The sequence below is a fragment of the Bacillus sp. 166amftsu genome, assembly GCF_900107445.1.
Lineage (GTDB): Bacteria > Bacillota > Bacilli > Bacillales > Bacillaceae_G > Bacillus_A > Bacillus_A arachidis.
The window spans coordinates 1-16,508 of record NZ_FNQA01000035.1 but is presented as its reverse complement, the minus strand read 5'-3'; the positions used below and the strand labels follow the sequence as shown (position 1 = coordinate 16,508).

The window sequence follows — 16,508 nt, the reverse complement described above, 5'->3', positions numbered from 1 at the left end:
CGGTTCCTAGTAAGAGCATTGTAGAAAAAGGCGATGATGCATTTGTTTATGTAGAAGAAAAAGGAAAGCTTCGTAAACAAAATGTGAAAAAAGGTTCTACTGACGGAGACTGGACAGAAGTTCTTGAAGGCGTAACAGTGGGGCAAAAGGTGGTTAAAAATCCTTCCGACAATGTGTATGACGGAATGGAAGTGAAAGAAAAATGATTACGTTAAACAATATTCATAAAACATATTATCAAGGGAAACTTGCAGTACCGATTTTGCATGGTATTAGTTTAACGATTCAAAGTGGTGAGTTTGTTTCGATTATGGGACCGTCTGGTTCTGGGAAATCAACACTCATGAATATTATCGGTTGTTTAGATCGTCCAACAGAAGGCGAATATATGTTGAATGACGTGAATATCTTAACAGCGGACGAGTCAAGACTTGCCCTTATTCGTAATGAATATATCGGTTTTGTATTCCAGCATTTTAACTTATTGCCACGTCTTTCAGCGGTAGAAAATGTAGAGCTTCCACTTATCTATGGTGGTGTGAAGAAAGCTGAGCGCCGTCAAAGGGCTCTTGAAGCGCTTGTAAAAGTCGGATTATTAGATCGTGTGCATCACTTACCGAGTGAACTTTCAGGTGGACAAAAGCAGCGTGTGGCGATTGCTCGTTCCATTGCGAATGATCCAACGTTTATTATGGCCGATGAGCCAACTGGTGCTCTTGATACAAAATCAGGGGAACAAGTTATGGATATATTCACGAAGTTAAACGCAGAAGGTACGACGATTGTTATGGTTACGCATGAGGAGGAAGTTGCGGCGTATTCTTCGCGTCGAATCGTGCTAAGGGATGGAAAAATTACAGAAGATAGAAGGTGTGCGGTATGAGTTTACTAGATAGTATAAAGATTGCCCTTTCTTCTATTCTAGCTCATAAACTACGTTCAGCACTTACAATGCTTGGGATTATTATCGGTGTTGGTTCCATTATTACTGTTGTTGCGATTGGGCAAGGCGGAGAAGCCGCGTTAAAATCACAATTTGTTGGTTCTGGAAATAGTGTAATTTCGATTAACTATAGTCCTGACATGAACGATCAATTTGCTGTGGGGGAAATGGGGCAACCTAAATTGACGGAAGAAGATATTTTTGAAATAAAAAAACTTCCAGAGATTGCGCATGTAATTAAGACGAATTCGAATATGGAAACACTTGATGTCAATGATAAAAAAGATATGGTGAACATTAAAGGGTTAGACAGTGAATATTTTGCCGTAAATAAAGTGAAGGTGAAAAAAGGTCGCTCATTAAATGACACGGATGTTGAACAGGGAAATAACGTTATCATGATTAGTACGGGTGTAGAAAAGAAGATATTTGAAAAAGAAAATCCAGTTGGAGCAATCATTGAAATGAAAGGCCAACCGATGCAAATCATTGGTGTATATGAGGCAGAAGGTGGGTTTATGGGAATGGGAGGAGATTCTGAAGCTCTTATTCCATTAACACTATGGCCAACTCTATATGGAAAAGATGAAATTGAAAATATTTCTGTGCAGGCGAAAAATGTTGACCATTTAGAAGTCGCTGGTAAGAAGGCAGCTGAGGTATTAAATAATCGTAAGCCAAGTGAATTTACAGGTAAATATGAAGTAATGAACTTAAAAGAAATTCAAGATGGTATTTCCAAAATGACAAATACCATGACAATGATTATCGGTGGTATCGCAGGTATTTCGCTAGTCGTTGGTGGTATTGGTGTTATGAACATTATGCTCGTATCTGTAACGGAGCGTACACGTGAGATTGGGGTACGTAAAGCGCTTGGAGCAACACGTAGTAAAATCTTGTTACAATTCTTAATTGAAGCTGTTATGTTGACGCTTCTTGGTGGATTAATTGGAATCGGCCTTGGTTATGGTGGCGCACATATTGTTTCGTCATTCGCAAACTGGCCACCCCTTGTTTCATGGCAAGTAGTTGTTGGAGGCGTGCTCTTCTCCATGACGCTCGGTATTATCTTCGGATTAATTCCAGCGAACAAAGCTGCGAAATTAGATCCAATCGACGCATTACGTTATGAGTAATTTACTAGTGTAGTAAATTACGTTAAGAGGGAAAAACATATGGATACACATGTGTTTTCACGGATACGCTTTATTTTATGTTGTTACAATCTAATTGAGTTGGTCCTTTTGAAAAAAGAAAAGACACCCTAAGGTGGCTTTCTCCGACTTGATATGTATTAGGCTCCAATCTATTTAGGGAAGGCAGCCGTTTTTGAGATACAGCTACAAAAGTAAAACCATCATCAACTTCAACAGGTGCAATTAAAACAGATGAGTTAAAATTAATTCGCTCAGATGTATTAGAAAAATAAAATTGATCAAAATGAGTTTTCCCCCAAGCTCTTTTGAAATAAACAAACCCCACAGAAAACATTCGTGTTCTCTGTGGGGTTTCTATAGGATTGGAATGAAGTTTGATTACTAAAAAATCCTTTTATAATATCTAAAGGGACTTTTTTAAATTTCTACATACTTGAGGTTCCTTCACATCAACATCAAGTTAAAGCACTTTTAAAATTAAAAAGTGCTTTTTATTTATTATAAATACGAAAGTAAACTTTTAAATATTAGTTTACTTTCAATACACTTGTTAACTAAATATTTTTTTAGCAAAATAAATTGATTTTTTCTATCCCTCGTGAATTTCTTTAATACTTTTTCCTTCTAAAAACGCATGTCCCGTTTTAATTTTTTCTACTGTTTCAAATCCATACTTTTCATAAACTTTTTCTACTTTTTCGTTAATTGGAATCACCCAAAGATTATCTAGTCCTCTATTCATTATTTCGCTTTGAATAAAGTGAATAAGTTCACCTATTAACCCTTTACCTCTAAACTTTTCAATTGTAGCTACACTTTCCATTCGGGCTTGTTTTTCATGTTCAAAAATACAAGCGATGGAACATGCTACTCCATTGTATCTAAGTAGATAATGAGTGAATGCTGGATGTTGGAATTCATCTTGAAAAGCTTTTTTTCTAACTTCGCCCCCTAACTCTTTTATACTACATTCAATATCTAAAGCTTCTTCAAAATTTAACTCAGATACCTTTTCAATAGTAACTTTTTCATTTTTATCTTTTTTAGTTAATTTCTTGTTCCATAATTGGACTGGACTTATTAATTCTTCAAATCCAAAATTCTTTATTTGTAATTCAGAAATCAGTTTTTCTTGCATATCTAAGTTGTATATATAAAATCTAGGTACTATATTTTTAGTTTTATAGAAATGCACTACTTCATCTACTATCATTTGTGGATTTAAACTTACTACACTTACATGTGCATGATTTGCATCATAATAATATGGGTTGCTTTCATTACAAAATATAGACCCCCATGATTTCTCTATTCGGCTAGTAAAGGTTTCAAGATATGCAAAATCAAGCTCAAGAACATTTTTTAAACTAGTCATATGATATTCCCTCTTCTCTATTTATTTCTTCTATATCTTCTTTACTTTATTATACATTTAAATATTTTAATTTTCAGTTTTTTAATTGAAATATTTCCAAGAAAAAATGAAAGTAAATTTTTAGATATTAGTTTACTTTCAAATCCCCTAGAACATTAACCCCAAACCAATTCCCTTAATATCATCAAAAATGATAAAAAAAGTATACATTCAAAACGTTGTAAACAAACAAGGAAAAGCAAAACTCTACATTCTAGAATTAACTTTTAAAAAATTACTTAATATGAAATATATGGTATATTCTAGGCTTAGAGATTAATCTTTAATTTGTCTATTGGTTGAAAGATATTTGAAATTATTTGGAGGTGAAATAATGACAGACGACAACTTGACTAGGAATAATATAATTAAACGTGTAAATCATAAAGTTTCTTCTAAAGATGAGAAGTTAACAGGCCTAGTATTAGGTACCTTGTCTGTAGCTTTGACTAGTTGTATAATCTTCTGGTTTATAGGTAATCCACAAAGATTTATTGAACATAGGTTAGGAATTAACTCTAATGCTTTTGACTATCCAATTGCTTAGCTATTAGTTATTTTCATCTCGTTTGGTTATGTTTTCTATACGAGTAAGGCAGTGCCTTTTGTAGGAGAACGATTATTTACATTTTCTTGGCTAAAGATAATCGGGATTTGGGCTGCCATCGTATCAAGTATCGTAGAAGAAATATTATTTAGACAAGTGTTAATGGACTGGATAAACAATGAAGGTTATTCCGTGATAGTCCAAATGATTGTTTCCGCCTTAATTTTTGGTTTAGCTCATGGCGCTTGGGTTTTGCTTAGAGGGGAATTAAAGGTTGCTTTACCTATTATATTATCTACTACGATTCTTGGAGGTCTACTTGCCTTTGTATACATTATTTCAGAACGACATATATTAGCCCCAATTGTTGCTCATATCCTAATTAACTTAATGATTGAACCATGGCTTATGTTATCTGCTATATCCCAGAAATGGAATGTTAAAGGTTTTAAAGATAAATAAAATCATCAAAGAACAGGGGGATTTGTAGATTTCCTTGTTCTTTAATGATTTTTCAGTTCACTAAAATATATACTCTATACAAAACTAGTTAACATAACCCCACTTATCAGCAGTCGCTATATCTAGAAATCTCAAAAAGTCCCTTTACTGAAGAGACTTTTCTTTTACATAATATTCGATATAGGAAGTTAATTTTAGAAATTATTGAATATAATCATAAATATTTTTTGCTAATAATAAACAAGTTACTGTAATGAAAAGGGTACGAACATACCCACTTCCTTTTTTTATAGCAAATTTGGAGCCAATGATCCCACCAGCAATTTGTGCTATTCCCATTATGAAACCATACGCGTAGTTTACTTGTCCTAAACACATAAACATCAACAATGCACCAATATTGCTTCCCAAATTAAGAAACTTCGCATTACCTGCTGCCTTTAAAAAATCATACCCAATTAATAAAAAGGTAAACATTAAAAATGAACCCGTGCCAGGACCTAGAAATCCATCATAAAAACCAATAATAAAAACAAAAAAAGTAAAAATAATAAAGTGCCGAACGGACAATTTCTTATGGGTGGAAATACTACCCCAATCCTTTTTAAATATCGTATAAATAGCAACAGCACCAAGCATTAGTAACATCAAAGGTTTCAGTATCTCTGGGTTCATTAAATGGACAACCCAGGCACCTACTATGGAACCTATGAAAGTGAGTGGAAATAATTTAAACGCTGATTTCAAATCAAGATTACCAGAACGATAAAACACAATATTACTAGTTACACACCCCATTGTCGATGCTAATTTATTGGTAGCTACTGCCCCTGCTGGATTCAGTCCTGTAAATAATAAAGCAGGTAAAGCAATCAGTCCACCGCCCCCTACTACTGAATCAATAAATGAAGCTAAAAAACCAAAAACGATTAAAATAATTAATATTGATGGGTCTAATTGGAAATCCATATATAATCAACCTTTCTGTAGTCACTACTCAAATAGTAACTAATAATTTGCTAAATGTAAATGGTTACTGTAACGTTGGAAATATAAGAAAAGAACAATTGGAGGACGAAAAATTGAACTATATAGTGCAACAGCTCAAAAAATTAGGTTTTAATGAATATGAAGCTAAATCTTATGTATCTCTTGTTAAACAAGGTCCTGTTACAGCCTATCAAGTGAGTAAGGACTCAGGTATTCCAAGAGCACGAATTTATGATGTATTAAGTAATCTTGTTGAAAAAGGAATTGTCATGAAGGAAGAAATAGATGATACCACTCGATATTCACCTTTACCTGTTGAAATCTTTTTGCAAAAGGCTCAATCAGAGTGGAAATCCACTTATGAAGTAATAAGTGAATCATTAAAAAGTCTAGAAACCTCCGAGGAAAAAGCAGACAATCGAGTGATTACTTTAAAGGACTATAAGACGATAATTAGTTATTGTCAGACATTACTAAAAAAAGCCGAAAAGCGTATTGTCATATCGATGTGGAATGATATGTATGAGATGTTAAAAGAAGAACTAGTTGAAGCCGCTAATAAAGTCACGGTACAAGGTATTACGCTACATGTTGAACATCCCATTAAAAATTTAGAAATCCATCGTATAACACCTTATACAGAAACCCGATCTACAGAACATTGGTTTATTCTGTCCATAGATTCTAAAGAGATGATTTATGGACCATCAATTGATGAGCGTAGTGTTGCTTTTTATACAGATGACCCTGTTCATATTTATTTATTAGAGGATTATGTGTGGCATGACGTGCTAGTGAATCGACTTGTTAAACGTAGCCAAGACAATTTGGAGAATTGGATTACTACAGAGCGAAAAGCATTCTTTATGGAGGAATAAGAAGCATTATCTAAATTAAAGTTCTTTGTTCAACCTGACCATTGAACAAGGAACCATGTATATTCTATACATGATCGGTTAACATAACGTCTCATTATCAGTAGTCAATAATGAATAGAATTTTCGTTAGGGGGGTAGTGGTATTTTCTTAGCTTGATAGCGATGGGGTAGCACCACACATCCATCAACTTAAGAACAGAGACAAAATGGACTTTAGTTCACATTTTCTTATCATTTAATCTTTAAAAATCTCAGTTATTTCTATAACAACCTTTTGTTTGAAGGTAAAATATAAACATAACAAAACCCACAGAAAATAATCTGTGGGTTTTGTTGTGTAAAAAGAAACTTTGGGGAAGCTCGGTTTGATCAATTTTATTTTTCTAATTTTATTGCATTAGAAAAATAAAATACACTGTTTATTGAGTGTTTTGCAAATATATTGAGGATAAATTTATCTTATTATCAATATATTTCAAATTACTTTCACAAGCATTACAAAAGACTTTCGTAATCGTTACAAAATTCTTTCATTGTTTTATAGGAGTTCAATCCATATTCCTGAAAAACAAGTGAATTTCCGTTTCTAATTCATGTTAACGATAATTCGTCTATTTCCTCTGTGCTTAAACCGGTGAATTTTAAAAAGGTTTCTATGAGTATGCTATGAAAATATTAATTTAATTTTGCTTTAATGTGAGTTTCGCAACTTTAATCCAACCTTTTGATCTTTAGTGATAGTCTTGAAAGAAATTTATTACAGTTTTGAAAGAGAGTTGAAAGGTGTTTAAGATAAGATGGATTTACTGATATTCGTTTTATGTTACAACAAGGGGGAACTACAATATGAAATTACGGAATCAATTGTTATTGATGAATACATTAAGCACCAGTATTATGCTAATTGCTATTTGGTATAGCGAAATGAAAATGTTACTTAGACCGGAACAAACGCAACTATTCATAGGAATTGTAGTCATAGCAATGGCCTTTTCAACCATTATTTACTGGTTAATGACACGTCCTATTATGAAATCGATCCAAAATTTAATTGCATTAACCAAACAATTTAGTGATAGACATTTTGAAACGATGTACATAATAGGGAAAGAACCGGATGAGTTTAAAGAATTAGCCACAGCTTTTCAAGAAATGGCAAAAAAATTAGAAGAAAGCTTTACTAAGTTAGAAAAAGGAGAAAAAGAACGTACTGAGCTGATAGCGAATATTTCACATGACTTACGAACTCCTCTTGCTAGCATACAATTGATGATAGAAGCGTTACAGGATGGTTTAATTGAAGATGCTGATATGAAAAATCAGTATCTAACGACAATTCTAAACGAAATACAAAGATTAAATGGATTAATTAATGATTTATTTGAACTTTCTAAGTTAGAACTTGGACAAGAAGCATTTCATCCAAGTTTAAAACATGTAGATAGTATTCTATTAAAAGTAATAGATTCACATGCTATCCTATTGAAAGATAAAGAGATTGATTTACAATTACGTGTTTCAGATACATTACCAAAACTTTGGATTATGCCATGTAAAATAGCTCGAGTTATCAATAATTTGTTACATAATGCGATTCGACATTCTCCTACATGTGGCACAATTCAGTTAATCGTAGAGGAAAATAAACAGAAACAGCAAATGATATTCACTTTGCGTGATGAGGGGAATGGGATTTCCTACGATGAACAACTACGTATATTTGAACGATTTTTCAGAACAGATCCATCAAGAAGTTCACAATCTGGAGGATCTGGGCTTGGACTCGCCATTGCAAAATCACTAGTAGAAATGCATAAAGGAGAAATTGGTGTTCGGAACCGTCCAGATGGTAAACAGGGATGTGAATTTTGGTTTACTCTTCCTGTTACATTAGAAAATAAATAAGGTTATGAAAGACTTTTGTAACATTTACGAAAGTAAATTGAAATATATACATACTAAGATGAATATATCGAAGGTGATTTTATTTTAGTTCGAAGTAAAAAGTATAAGCATGTACAGCGTAATTCTATTTTTTGTAATCTTGTAGAAATGATGAAAGAAAGGGAGAGATAGTATGAATCATAAGAAAAAAATAATTCCCGCAGCATTAGCATTTGCTGTTCTAGCAAGTCCAGTTTTTTCTTTAAAAGCAGAAGCAAGTACAATAGCTGCAACTTCTAGTGCAATTACTTCTGTTGAAAAAGAAAATCCATCATTAAACCTTAAAGAAGGACAAGTATCAGAAGAAAATTCTAATGTAAACCAAGAGTTTGATGCAAATTATATCAATAATAATATTATTAAAGCGAATTTTCCATCTGTTACACCACCACACATCAAGGAAGCAAAACCGCTTGAATATCTATATTTAGATTATTCTTATGTAAATGGCAATAAAATTATTGGGGATTGGAGAAATAAAGAGCTAAAACATATGGATCCACCACCTAGATTTTATTACGATTTACAATTCATGGGATATAGCCCATCTCAAATTGAAGAATACTTTGGAAGTACTTATGGAGAATCTTTTGTAAAAGGACTTGTTCTGGAAACATTAGAAAGCTTTTTCCAAACTCGATATGCGCAAGATCCAAATGATCCTGATGTACAAAAAATATTACACTCTAAATACTACGAAAAAAGTGATGCTGAAAATGACTTTTTTAATCCAGAATTTTTTGAAGGAGAAGGCGGCTTAAAAAGGGCTATTCTAGAGGAATTTGGAAAGAAAAGTTTAGATGAGCTTGGAATCCAAGTCATTTGGGGTGACAATAATTGGGGCGCTGAAAAGGCTGTAACAATTGGTTATTCAGCAAAGACACCATTTAACCCACTAAAAGATGCTGTATTAACAGAAAAGAAATACTTGAAGAAAGTTCCTGGTGGATCAGCATCCATTCCAGCTAAAAATACAGGATATGAAGTAACATTTGACATCAAAACAGGTCTGACAAATGAACAATCACAATCATTTGCTCACACTGTGGGTGTAAATGCAGGTGTTGGTATTGAAGATATTTTTGAAATTGGAGCAAGTTATGAGTTCCAAAGTACATTTGGTACAAGTATCTCATTAAGTGAAGAACAAACAGTATCTCGTAAGTTTAGTCTTACTAACGAATCAGATCGATCCATTACAGCTGCATTATATCAAGTTACTGCTGAATATTCATTAAAACCAGGTTCAGTAGCTACTGGAATTGTAAACAAAACAGTAAAATCACCTTTCGCACAGTTCTGGCAAGGTGGCCATTATTGGGACACATCTACAAAAGTAAAAGTATCATCTACTTCAACAGGTGCAATTAAAACAGATGATTTAAAATTAGTTCGCTCAGATGTGTTAGAAAAATAAAATTAATCAAATCGAGCTTCCCCCAAGCCTTTTTGAAATAAACAAAACCCACAGAGAACATTGTTCTTTGTGGGTTTTCTATGGAATTAGAATAAAATTTGATTACTAAGAAAGCCCCTTCATAATGCTAAAGTGAATTTGCTCATACAAATGATCTGCATATCAAAGATGAATTTATGTGCAGATCATTTGTGTGAGTCTAAATAGTAATTTAGCGTACTCTAGGTTTCAAATTTTAAAGTATTTTAAATCAAATAGTATGGAGCGTGTATTATAATGAAAAAGATTTTATTATCGTTTATAACATTAAGTATATTAATAGGATGTGAAAAAGCTGATTCGTGTGATGAAGCAAGAGCTATCTACTCTGGAAATTGTAATTCTGCTAATACACTGACAAACGACAAAGCTGAATTACAATTAGATTCCAGATAGTTGCCTTAATACTTAATTTTAAACTAATTTTTCAGCAGATTATTATACATTTTATAATTCATAAATATTTAAAAATGAAGTTACCGCTCAGAGAAAAATCTTATTGATTAGGACTCGTCACAGCACTATCATGCAAGTATTTTGAAGTATCCTCAAAACAAAGTATTATTATTTTAAATTTCCTCAATTTCATGTGTACAAATTCTATGTTACATTTTTATTATTATAGATAAGAGGAGGTGATAGCATGGGAGCTGCGAGAATGGTGAAAGGAACAACAGTTGCAAAACCTGAGTTAACACAAGAAGAAAAAAGCAAGCAGAAAAAGAATAAAATAGTTTCAATCTGTAAGGTCTAACATGTTGTATACATATTTGTAAACATGTTAGACCTTTTATTATGAAAAGGAGCGTATATATGTATATTTGGGAACGAGAGACATCTATTCAAGATGCTTACCATAAAATTATTACTGTCATTAAAGAATTGGGCTTATCATATGAAAAGAATGTGATAGGAGATACCATCCAGACAACGCATATAAAGCTTATGAATGAACAAAATGAGGTGCTCAGTGCAGGTACTGGAAAAGGAGTTGGGGGAGTAAGTGAGATTGGTGCTTTATTTGAAACACTGGAACATTATTATACTGCAAAGGATTCGTTGCAAAATTGTCGTCTATTTTCTTCTCATATGATACCGGAAATTGAAACATTTAGTGGCGAACGCATTATACAACTGTTGAATACTGAGAGAGAAGAATTATTACTTTGTCGAAACTACAGCTCTTTAAAAAGTTCTAAACAAAATGTATGGTATCCCCTTTTTATTACAAACCCATACTATGCAGAAGGTGTTACCCATCCTGGTGATCATTTTGATTACAAAAAATTAAAACGATGCAGTAGTAATAGCGGTATCGCGATTGGTTCTACCTTTTATGAATCACTTATTCACGCAACGAATGAAGTAATTGAGCGTGACGCATGGTCATTATTTTTATTGAATTATTATTACTATCAAAATAATACAGTCTTACAGATAATGGACATAAATACATTTCCAGATTTCCTGAAAACACTCATTCAAAATGCTGAATGTGAAATAGGTAAAGAAATTATTTTATTCAATATTACAACTGAAACTAATATACCAACCATACTTGCAGTAATCTCAAACCATAAAAATATTCCATATGTGGGGTTAGGAACCTCTCTTTACTTAGAATATGCTATCACTCGCTCCGTAACTGAATTAGTTCAAACTTTTCATATGACACAGGTATTTCAAGAACAAGCTAAAACAGAAAGAATAGCGATGTTAGAAGCCTTGAAAGAGTATCCCCAGCATTACAGATGTGCCGAATTTGATAGACAAAGACTATTGGGTATGGAATATGAAAATATTCCCTTTGATTCCATCAGTTCATTTTCACATCAATCTCTTGAAACTTATGTTCAAGAATTAGAATTTAGGTTAAATAGTTGTGGATTTGATATGTATTATTCTACACTTGCCTCTTTTGATAATAATATACATATTGTAAACACACTTATCCCCAATATGGAACGATTCTTTTTAAATTATGAAGGTTACTTTGTATTACCTTCTTCTCGAGGACAAGCTAAATGCTTACTTAATAAATAACTGTCTAGTTATTTATTAAGTAAGCATTTACTAAGATTTGCGTAACAATAAAAAAATATTATGTAAGTAGTCTTAGTGGACATAAAACTCCGTCTTGTATAAAACCTTCAATAAATTTATAGTATCTAGTTTAAAATATCCTATAAAATAGCAAACTTAGTTTATTCTTTCTGGTAGTTAAAGTGAATTTGACTTTGATGATGGCAATGTTGTCGTACCCCTAATAGGGGGAATCACAGGGGTGCCGCTCTAGTCCGTCATAACATTCACAAAAAAATGGATTGTTGATTGCCAAAAGGGTTCTGGTGCAAGAAGTCTATAAAACTTGGACATACTGATACTAGTACTCTAAAAGGACGTGATCAGTATGAAAAAGCAAATTCTATTCAAGTGGAAACATTATCATATCAACCTGATATTATTTTATTAACCATGAGATGGTACCTACGGTACAACCTAAGTTTTCGTGATTTGGTGGAAATGATGGAGGAAAGAGGATTATTCATCGCTCACACAACGATTCTGCGCTGGGTTCATCAATCTGGACCTCAATTAGAAGTGAAAGTAAGACATCATCTAAAACCAACAAATGATTCATGGAGAGTCGATGAAACGTATGTGAAAGTAAAAGGACAATGGATGTATTAATATCATGCCGTGGATTCAGAAGGGAATACCATTGATTTTTATCTAAGTAAATCAAGAGATAAACAAGCAGCCAAGTGCTTTTTCGTACGTTTCTAAACCTTGCGTGATAACAGTAGATAAAAACACTGCCTATCCTGTAACAATTCAAGCGCTAAAAGGGGTCACCATACATGCCCATCAACTTAAGAAAAGTAAACATCCCTAAAACAAAAAATGAGCTGACTTCTCAAAATAACTAACTGTAGAGAAAGAAACTTTTCATTTAGGGGGGTACTGACGCATGTCCATCAAGCTAAACAAGTAACTTACTAGATATGAAACGATCCTTGGTTCAAAACTAGTAATTGATAGAAAAGTAGGCATGCTAAAGAAGCCTATTAAAACGTGATTTTTTCGCTAGGCAGCTTGTCTATGCTTCACTGTCGTTTTATACACAATCCCTAGAATATCAAAGACGGTCATCTTCTTATACCGATGACATTTACGACCGTTCTTTTTGAGTAGCAGATAAAGACGATGCAGAATTTTTAAAAGTTCTTCTGTGCCAACGGCTATCGCTTGAAACAGTAACGGAAAGTAATCTTTAATCATATAAATTGCTTTGTATTCACTCAGCTCCTGCTTTTTCTTTTCAAGCAGAAACTGTCGCATTTGAAACATCGTAGAAGAACAGAGGAGAATGCCGATGAGTTGTCCATATAAATGGCACTCTAGGCGTTCTCTTTTAATATTTTTACATTCATCAATTTGAAAAAATGATTTCCACGTTTTAAACAAAATTTCAATCTGCCAACGAAGTGAATACAATGAGTGCACGTAGTTCGTTGGTACTCCTTCTAGAGACGTGTTCGTGATATATACATTCATACCCATTAAACGTTTACTTTTATCCTTCATGACAATGCCTTTTTTCTTTTCACGTATCGCTTGGTTTTTCAGACGTGTTTGCGTTTGATCATCGGTTAAACGATGGATAATGACACGTGCTGGAAGCTTCTGATTTTGGCCAATGTATGCCTCAGGGATTTCTATCGTTTCACCTGGGATTAGACCCGACATCATTTGTGTCATATCAAGCTGGATGTATTCTGTTTGCTTTTTTAACGTGCCGTTGTTGAAGTATTGTGGCTCAGGGTTCTTGATATAAATGCGTATATTGAGCTTCAACCGCGAGATATAGTAAGCCTCTTTCTCATGAATAGTTTGTAAGTCTCCTAAATCGAAGTAACCAAGATCACGTAAACATAAATCGCCCGCCTTTACGGTTTCAAGGCAGATGGTACCGTATGTTTTATCATTATTCTTTCCTGGTCCAAGCTGCACGTTAAGAAATTGACCACTAAGTAAATCATATTCCAATTGGATTTTCACGCCTGCCGTATTACTACTCCCGCCTGAACCTTGATAGTTAGTGACGAAATGATCAGGCAGTTGAAACACTGTCGCATCTAAAATACGGATACGATTGAAAGTAGAGATCATTTGTGCAGAAAGCGAGTGATTTGAACAGAGTTTTTGTGTGAGAAGGGAAGTAAAGACTTCTCGAAGAAATGCGACGGCTGCTGTTAACTTTGCTTTGGAAACAGCGCATGTTGAATATGCAGGTAATGAAGTTACACTTGAGGACATCATGCAAAAAGTAAAAAAACTAGGGTATCATGCAAAAAGGAAAGAAGAAACAGTCCAGCATGAACAACATGATCGCAACGATTTTATTAAACAACAAAAGAAAAAATTAATGTTATCTGCTATTTTTGCACTTCCATTATTATGGACGATGGTTGGTCACTTTTCTTTTACTTCTTGGATTTGGGCTCCTGAATTCTTGATGAATCCGTGGGTTCAGCTTTTACTCGCTACTCCTGTTCAATTTTATATCGGCAAACAGTTTTATGTAGGGGCTTATAAAGCACTTCGAAATAAGAGTGCAAACATGGATGTGCTTGTAGTATTAGGAATATCCGCAGCCTATTTTTATAGTTTGTATGTAACGATTGCGAGTATTGGGAAACCGCATCATCAAGTTGAGATGTATTATGAAACGAGTGCGGTATTGATTACGTTGATTTTATTAGGGAAATTGTTTGAGTCATTAGCAAAAGGAAAGTCATCAGAGGCAATTAAAAAACTAATGGGACTCCAAGCGAAAACAGCGATTGTAATCCGAGATGGGAATGAAATGAGCATTCCATTAGAGGAAGTAGTTGTTGGAGATATTTTAATTGTAAAACCAGGTGAAAAAATCCCTGTTGATGGTGAAGTAGTAGAAGGAACATCCGCAATAGATGAATCGATGTTAACTGGGGAAAGTATTCCCGTTCAGAAACAAATAAGTGATGAAGTTATTGGTGCAACGGTAAATAAAAATGGTTCTTTAAAAATCAAAGCAGTTAAGGTTGGTAAGGATACAGCTTTAGCACAAATTATTAAAGTAGTTGAAGATGCACAAGGATCAAAAGCACCAATCCAAAGGGTTGCTGATGTTATTTCAGGTATTTTCGTACCTATTGTTATTGGAATTGCTATTATTACATTCTTAGTATGGTTCTTTATTGTAGAACCAGGTAATTTTGTGAGCGCACTTGAAAAATTAATTGCAGTTCTTGTTATCGCTTGTCCGTGTGCGTTAGGACTCGCAACACCTACATCTATTATGGCTGGTTCAGGTCGTTCTGCCGAGTATGGTATTTTATTTAAAGGCGGAGAACATTTAGAAGGAACTCAAAAAATTGATATTGTTTTAGTAGATAAAACAGGAACAGTGACAAAAGGGAAACCAGAACTTACAAATGTAGAAGTTGAAAAAATAGATGAAGTAGCATTTTTATATCTAGTAGGAAGTGCAGAGAAAAATTCTGAACACCCGTTAGCAGAAGCAATTGTGGAAGGTGTAAAAAATAAAGGTATTGAATTAGGAAGTACAACAGAATTTGAAGCGATACCTGGATATGGTATACGAGCTGTGATAGAAAATAGAGAAGTATTAATCGGTACAAGAAAGTTAATGGAGAAAGACAATATCAAGGCTGAACATGTATATCCGTCAATGGAACAACTTGAAAATGAAGGGAAAACAGCGATGCTGGTCGGAATTGATGGAGAATATGCTGGTCTTGTAGCAGTAGCGGATACGGTTAAGGAAACGTCTAAAGAGGCTGTATCAAAGCTGAAAGATATGGGAATTCAAGTTGTTATGATCACAGGAGATAATGAAAGAACAGCTCATGCGATTGCAAAACAAGTGGGAATTGAACATGTTCGCGCAGGAGTATTACCAGAAGATAAGGCAAATGAAGTAAAGAAATTCCAAGTGGGCAATAAGCATGTTGCAATGGTAGGGGATGGTATCAATGATGCACCAGCTCTTGCGGTAGCAGATATTGGTATGGCAATGGGAACGGGTACTGATGTTGCAATGGAAGCGGCTGATGTAACGCTCATGAGAGGTGATCTAAGAAGCATTGCGGATGCAATCTTCATGAGTAAAAAAACAATGCGAAATATCAAACAAAACTTATTTTGGGCACTATTTTATAATGCTTTAGGTATTCCAATTGCGGCGGCAGGATTTCTTGCTCCGTGGTTAGCAGGTGCTGCGATGGCGTTTAGTTCTGTGTCGGTTGTTTTAAATGCATTACGACTTCAACGGGTAAAATTATAGACGACTTTTGTGAAATGAACCCAAAAAGTTAGACAGAAAAATTAAGCGGCTGATTGGATATGAGTCCGGTATTGTACTGGACTCATTCCATTTAACTTTACTTTAATTCTTTTGTGGTTGTAATAATGAATATAATCCTCTAATTCTACCTTAAAATGTTCCATACTTTCAAATTCTTTAAGGTAGAGTAATTCAGACTTTAATAAGCCAAAGAAATTTTCTATGACTGCATTGTCCAAACAGTTTCCCTTACGGGACATACTTTGGATAACCTTGTATTTTTTTAGTGCTTGTTGGTATTTCTTCATTTGATAATGCCATCCTTGATCTGAGTGAAGAATAGGAGTTTCTCCATCATTTAA

The 16,508-nt window shown here is 33.9% G+C and carries 13 protein-coding genes and 3 pseudogenes; 11 read left to right on the top strand and 5 right to left on the bottom strand.

Annotated features, from left to right (window positions below):
- The 3 genes and pseudogenes from BLV40_RS26645 to BLV40_RS26635 all read left to right on the top strand — a co-directional run.
- Nucleotides 1-206 (top strand): annotated as a pseudogene (locus BLV40_RS26645) (efflux transporter periplasmic adaptor subunit); the annotation flags it as partial.
- Nucleotides 203-883: an ABC transporter ATP-binding protein gene (locus BLV40_RS26640; RefSeq protein WP_090695605.1), complete on the top strand. Its 681-nt coding sequence runs from the start codon at nucleotides 203-205 to the stop codon at nucleotides 881-883. The pseudogene BLV40_RS26645 and the gene BLV40_RS26640, both read left to right, overlap by 4 nt.
- Nucleotides 880-2,082 carry an ABC transporter permease gene (locus BLV40_RS26635; protein WP_090695603.1) on the top strand — a complete coding sequence of 401 codons (1,203 nt, stop codon included), beginning with the start codon at nucleotides 880-882 and terminating at the stop codon, nucleotides 2,080-2,082. The genes BLV40_RS26640 and BLV40_RS26635 overlap by 4 nt, the downstream gene beginning before the upstream one ends.
- Nucleotides 2,083-2,152: 70 nt before the next feature.
- Here the strand turns inward: BLV40_RS26635 and BLV40_RS28760 are convergent, their stop codons facing one another.
- Entirely contained in the window at nucleotides 2,153-2,428 is a 276-nt protein-coding gene (locus tag BLV40_RS28760; protein ID WP_211482145.1) for a hypothetical protein, read from the bottom strand.
- A 264-nt stretch (nucleotides 2,429-2,692) separates the two neighbouring features.
- On the bottom strand, nucleotides 2,693-3,478 hold the full coding sequence (locus tag BLV40_RS26625) for a GNAT family N-acetyltransferase (protein ID WP_090695600.1): 786 nt from the start codon (nucleotides 3,476-3,478) through the stop codon (nucleotides 2,693-2,695).
- Between the two features lie 373 nt (nucleotides 3,479-3,851).
- Between BLV40_RS26625 and BLV40_RS29540 the strand changes: the two genes are divergently transcribed.
- Nucleotides 3,852-4,064 carry a hypothetical protein gene (locus BLV40_RS29540; RefSeq protein ID WP_244525463.1) on the top strand — a complete coding sequence of 71 codons (213 nt, stop codon included), beginning with the start codon at nucleotides 3,852-3,854 and terminating at the stop codon, nucleotides 4,062-4,064.
- Nucleotides 4,065-4,115: 51 nt separating this feature from the next.
- Nucleotides 4,116-4,526, top strand: coding sequence for a CPBP family intramembrane glutamic endopeptidase (locus BLV40_RS29535; RefSeq protein WP_244525462.1), 411 nt, complete (start codon nucleotides 4,116-4,118; stop codon nucleotides 4,524-4,526).
- Between the two features lie 201 nt (nucleotides 4,527-4,727).
- Here the strand turns inward: BLV40_RS29535 and BLV40_RS26615 are convergent, their stop codons facing one another.
- The gene (locus tag BLV40_RS26615; protein ID WP_090695598.1) at nucleotides 4,728-5,495 is read right to left on the bottom strand and encodes a TSUP family transporter; all 768 of its coding nucleotides are present in this window, start codon (nucleotides 5,493-5,495) and stop codon (nucleotides 4,728-4,730) included.
- Nucleotides 5,496-5,608: 113 nt separating this feature from the next.
- Here BLV40_RS26615 and BLV40_RS26610 point away from each other — a divergent pair, with 113 nt between their 5' ends.
- The 5 genes and pseudogenes from BLV40_RS26610 to BLV40_RS26590 all read left to right on the top strand — a co-directional run.
- Nucleotides 5,609-6,394: a TrmB family transcriptional regulator gene (locus BLV40_RS26610; RefSeq protein ID WP_026591678.1), complete on the top strand. Its 786-nt coding sequence runs from the start codon at nucleotides 5,609-5,611 to the stop codon at nucleotides 6,392-6,394.
- 846 nt (nucleotides 6,395-7,240) lie between these two features.
- On the top strand, nucleotides 7,241-8,299 hold the full coding sequence (locus BLV40_RS26605) for a sensor histidine kinase (RefSeq protein ID WP_090695595.1): 1,059 nt from the start codon (nucleotides 7,241-7,243) through the stop codon (nucleotides 8,297-8,299).
- A 172-nt stretch (nucleotides 8,300-8,471) separates the two neighbouring features.
- Nucleotides 8,472-9,755, top strand: coding sequence for a hypothetical protein (locus tag BLV40_RS28755; RefSeq protein WP_170833720.1), 1,284 nt, complete (start codon nucleotides 8,472-8,474; stop codon nucleotides 9,753-9,755).
- A gap of 852 nt (nucleotides 9,756-10,607) precedes the next feature.
- Nucleotides 10,608-11,837: a YcaO-like family protein gene (locus BLV40_RS26595; RefSeq protein WP_170833719.1), complete on the top strand. Its 1,230-nt coding sequence runs from the start codon at nucleotides 10,608-10,610 to the stop codon at nucleotides 11,835-11,837.
- 367 nt (nucleotides 11,838-12,204) lie between these two features.
- A pseudogene (locus BLV40_RS26590) lies at nucleotides 12,205-12,642 on the top strand (IS6 family transposase); the annotation flags it as partial.
- Nucleotides 12,643-12,881: 239 nt separating this feature from the next.
- Here BLV40_RS26590 and BLV40_RS26585 read toward each other — a convergent pair.
- Nucleotides 12,882-14,048: pseudogene (locus BLV40_RS26585) on the bottom strand (IS4 family transposase); the annotation flags it as partial.
- Here BLV40_RS26585 and BLV40_RS26580 point away from each other — a divergent pair.
- The gene (locus tag BLV40_RS26580; RefSeq protein ID WP_280138980.1) at nucleotides 14,005-16,146 is read left to right on the top strand and encodes a heavy metal translocating P-type ATPase; all 2,142 of its coding nucleotides are present in this window, start codon (nucleotides 14,005-14,007) and stop codon (nucleotides 16,144-16,146) included. The pseudogene BLV40_RS26585 and the gene BLV40_RS26580 overlap by 44 nt on opposite strands.
- A 41-nt stretch (nucleotides 16,147-16,187) precedes the next feature.
- On the opposite strand, the gene BLV40_RS26575 is transcribed toward BLV40_RS26580, so the two are convergent.
- On the bottom strand, nucleotides 16,188-16,508 hold a 321-nt coding region (locus BLV40_RS26575), incomplete at its 5' end, for an IS3 family transposase (RefSeq protein ID WP_139265628.1).

Excerpts from the sequence above, each read along its gene's own strand:
- BLV40_RS26640 (WP_090695605.1), top strand. The coding sequence starts at position 203 with ATGATTACGTTAAACAATATTCATAAAACATATTATCAAGGGAAACTT.
- BLV40_RS26635 (WP_090695603.1), top strand. The coding sequence starts at position 880 with ATGAGTTTACTAGATAGTATAAAGATTGCCCTTTCTTCTATTCTAGCT.
- BLV40_RS26625 (WP_090695600.1), bottom strand. The coding sequence starts at position 3,478 with ATGACTAGTTTAAAAAATGTTCTTGAGCTTGATTTTGCATATCTTGAA.
- BLV40_RS29540 (WP_244525463.1), top strand. The coding sequence starts at position 3,852 with ATGACAGACGACAACTTGACTAGGAATAATATAATTAAACGTGTAAAT.
- BLV40_RS26615 (WP_090695598.1), bottom strand. The coding sequence starts at position 5,495 with ATGGATTTCCAATTAGACCCATCAATATTAATTATTTTAATCGTTTTT.
- BLV40_RS26605 (WP_090695595.1), top strand. The coding sequence starts at position 7,241 with ATGAAATTACGGAATCAATTGTTATTGATGAATACATTAAGCACCAGT.
- BLV40_RS28755 (WP_170833720.1), top strand. The coding sequence starts at position 8,472 with ATGAATCATAAGAAAAAAATAATTCCCGCAGCATTAGCATTTGCTGTT.
- BLV40_RS26595 (WP_170833719.1), top strand. The coding sequence starts at position 10,608 with ATGTATATTTGGGAACGAGAGACATCTATTCAAGATGCTTACCATAAA.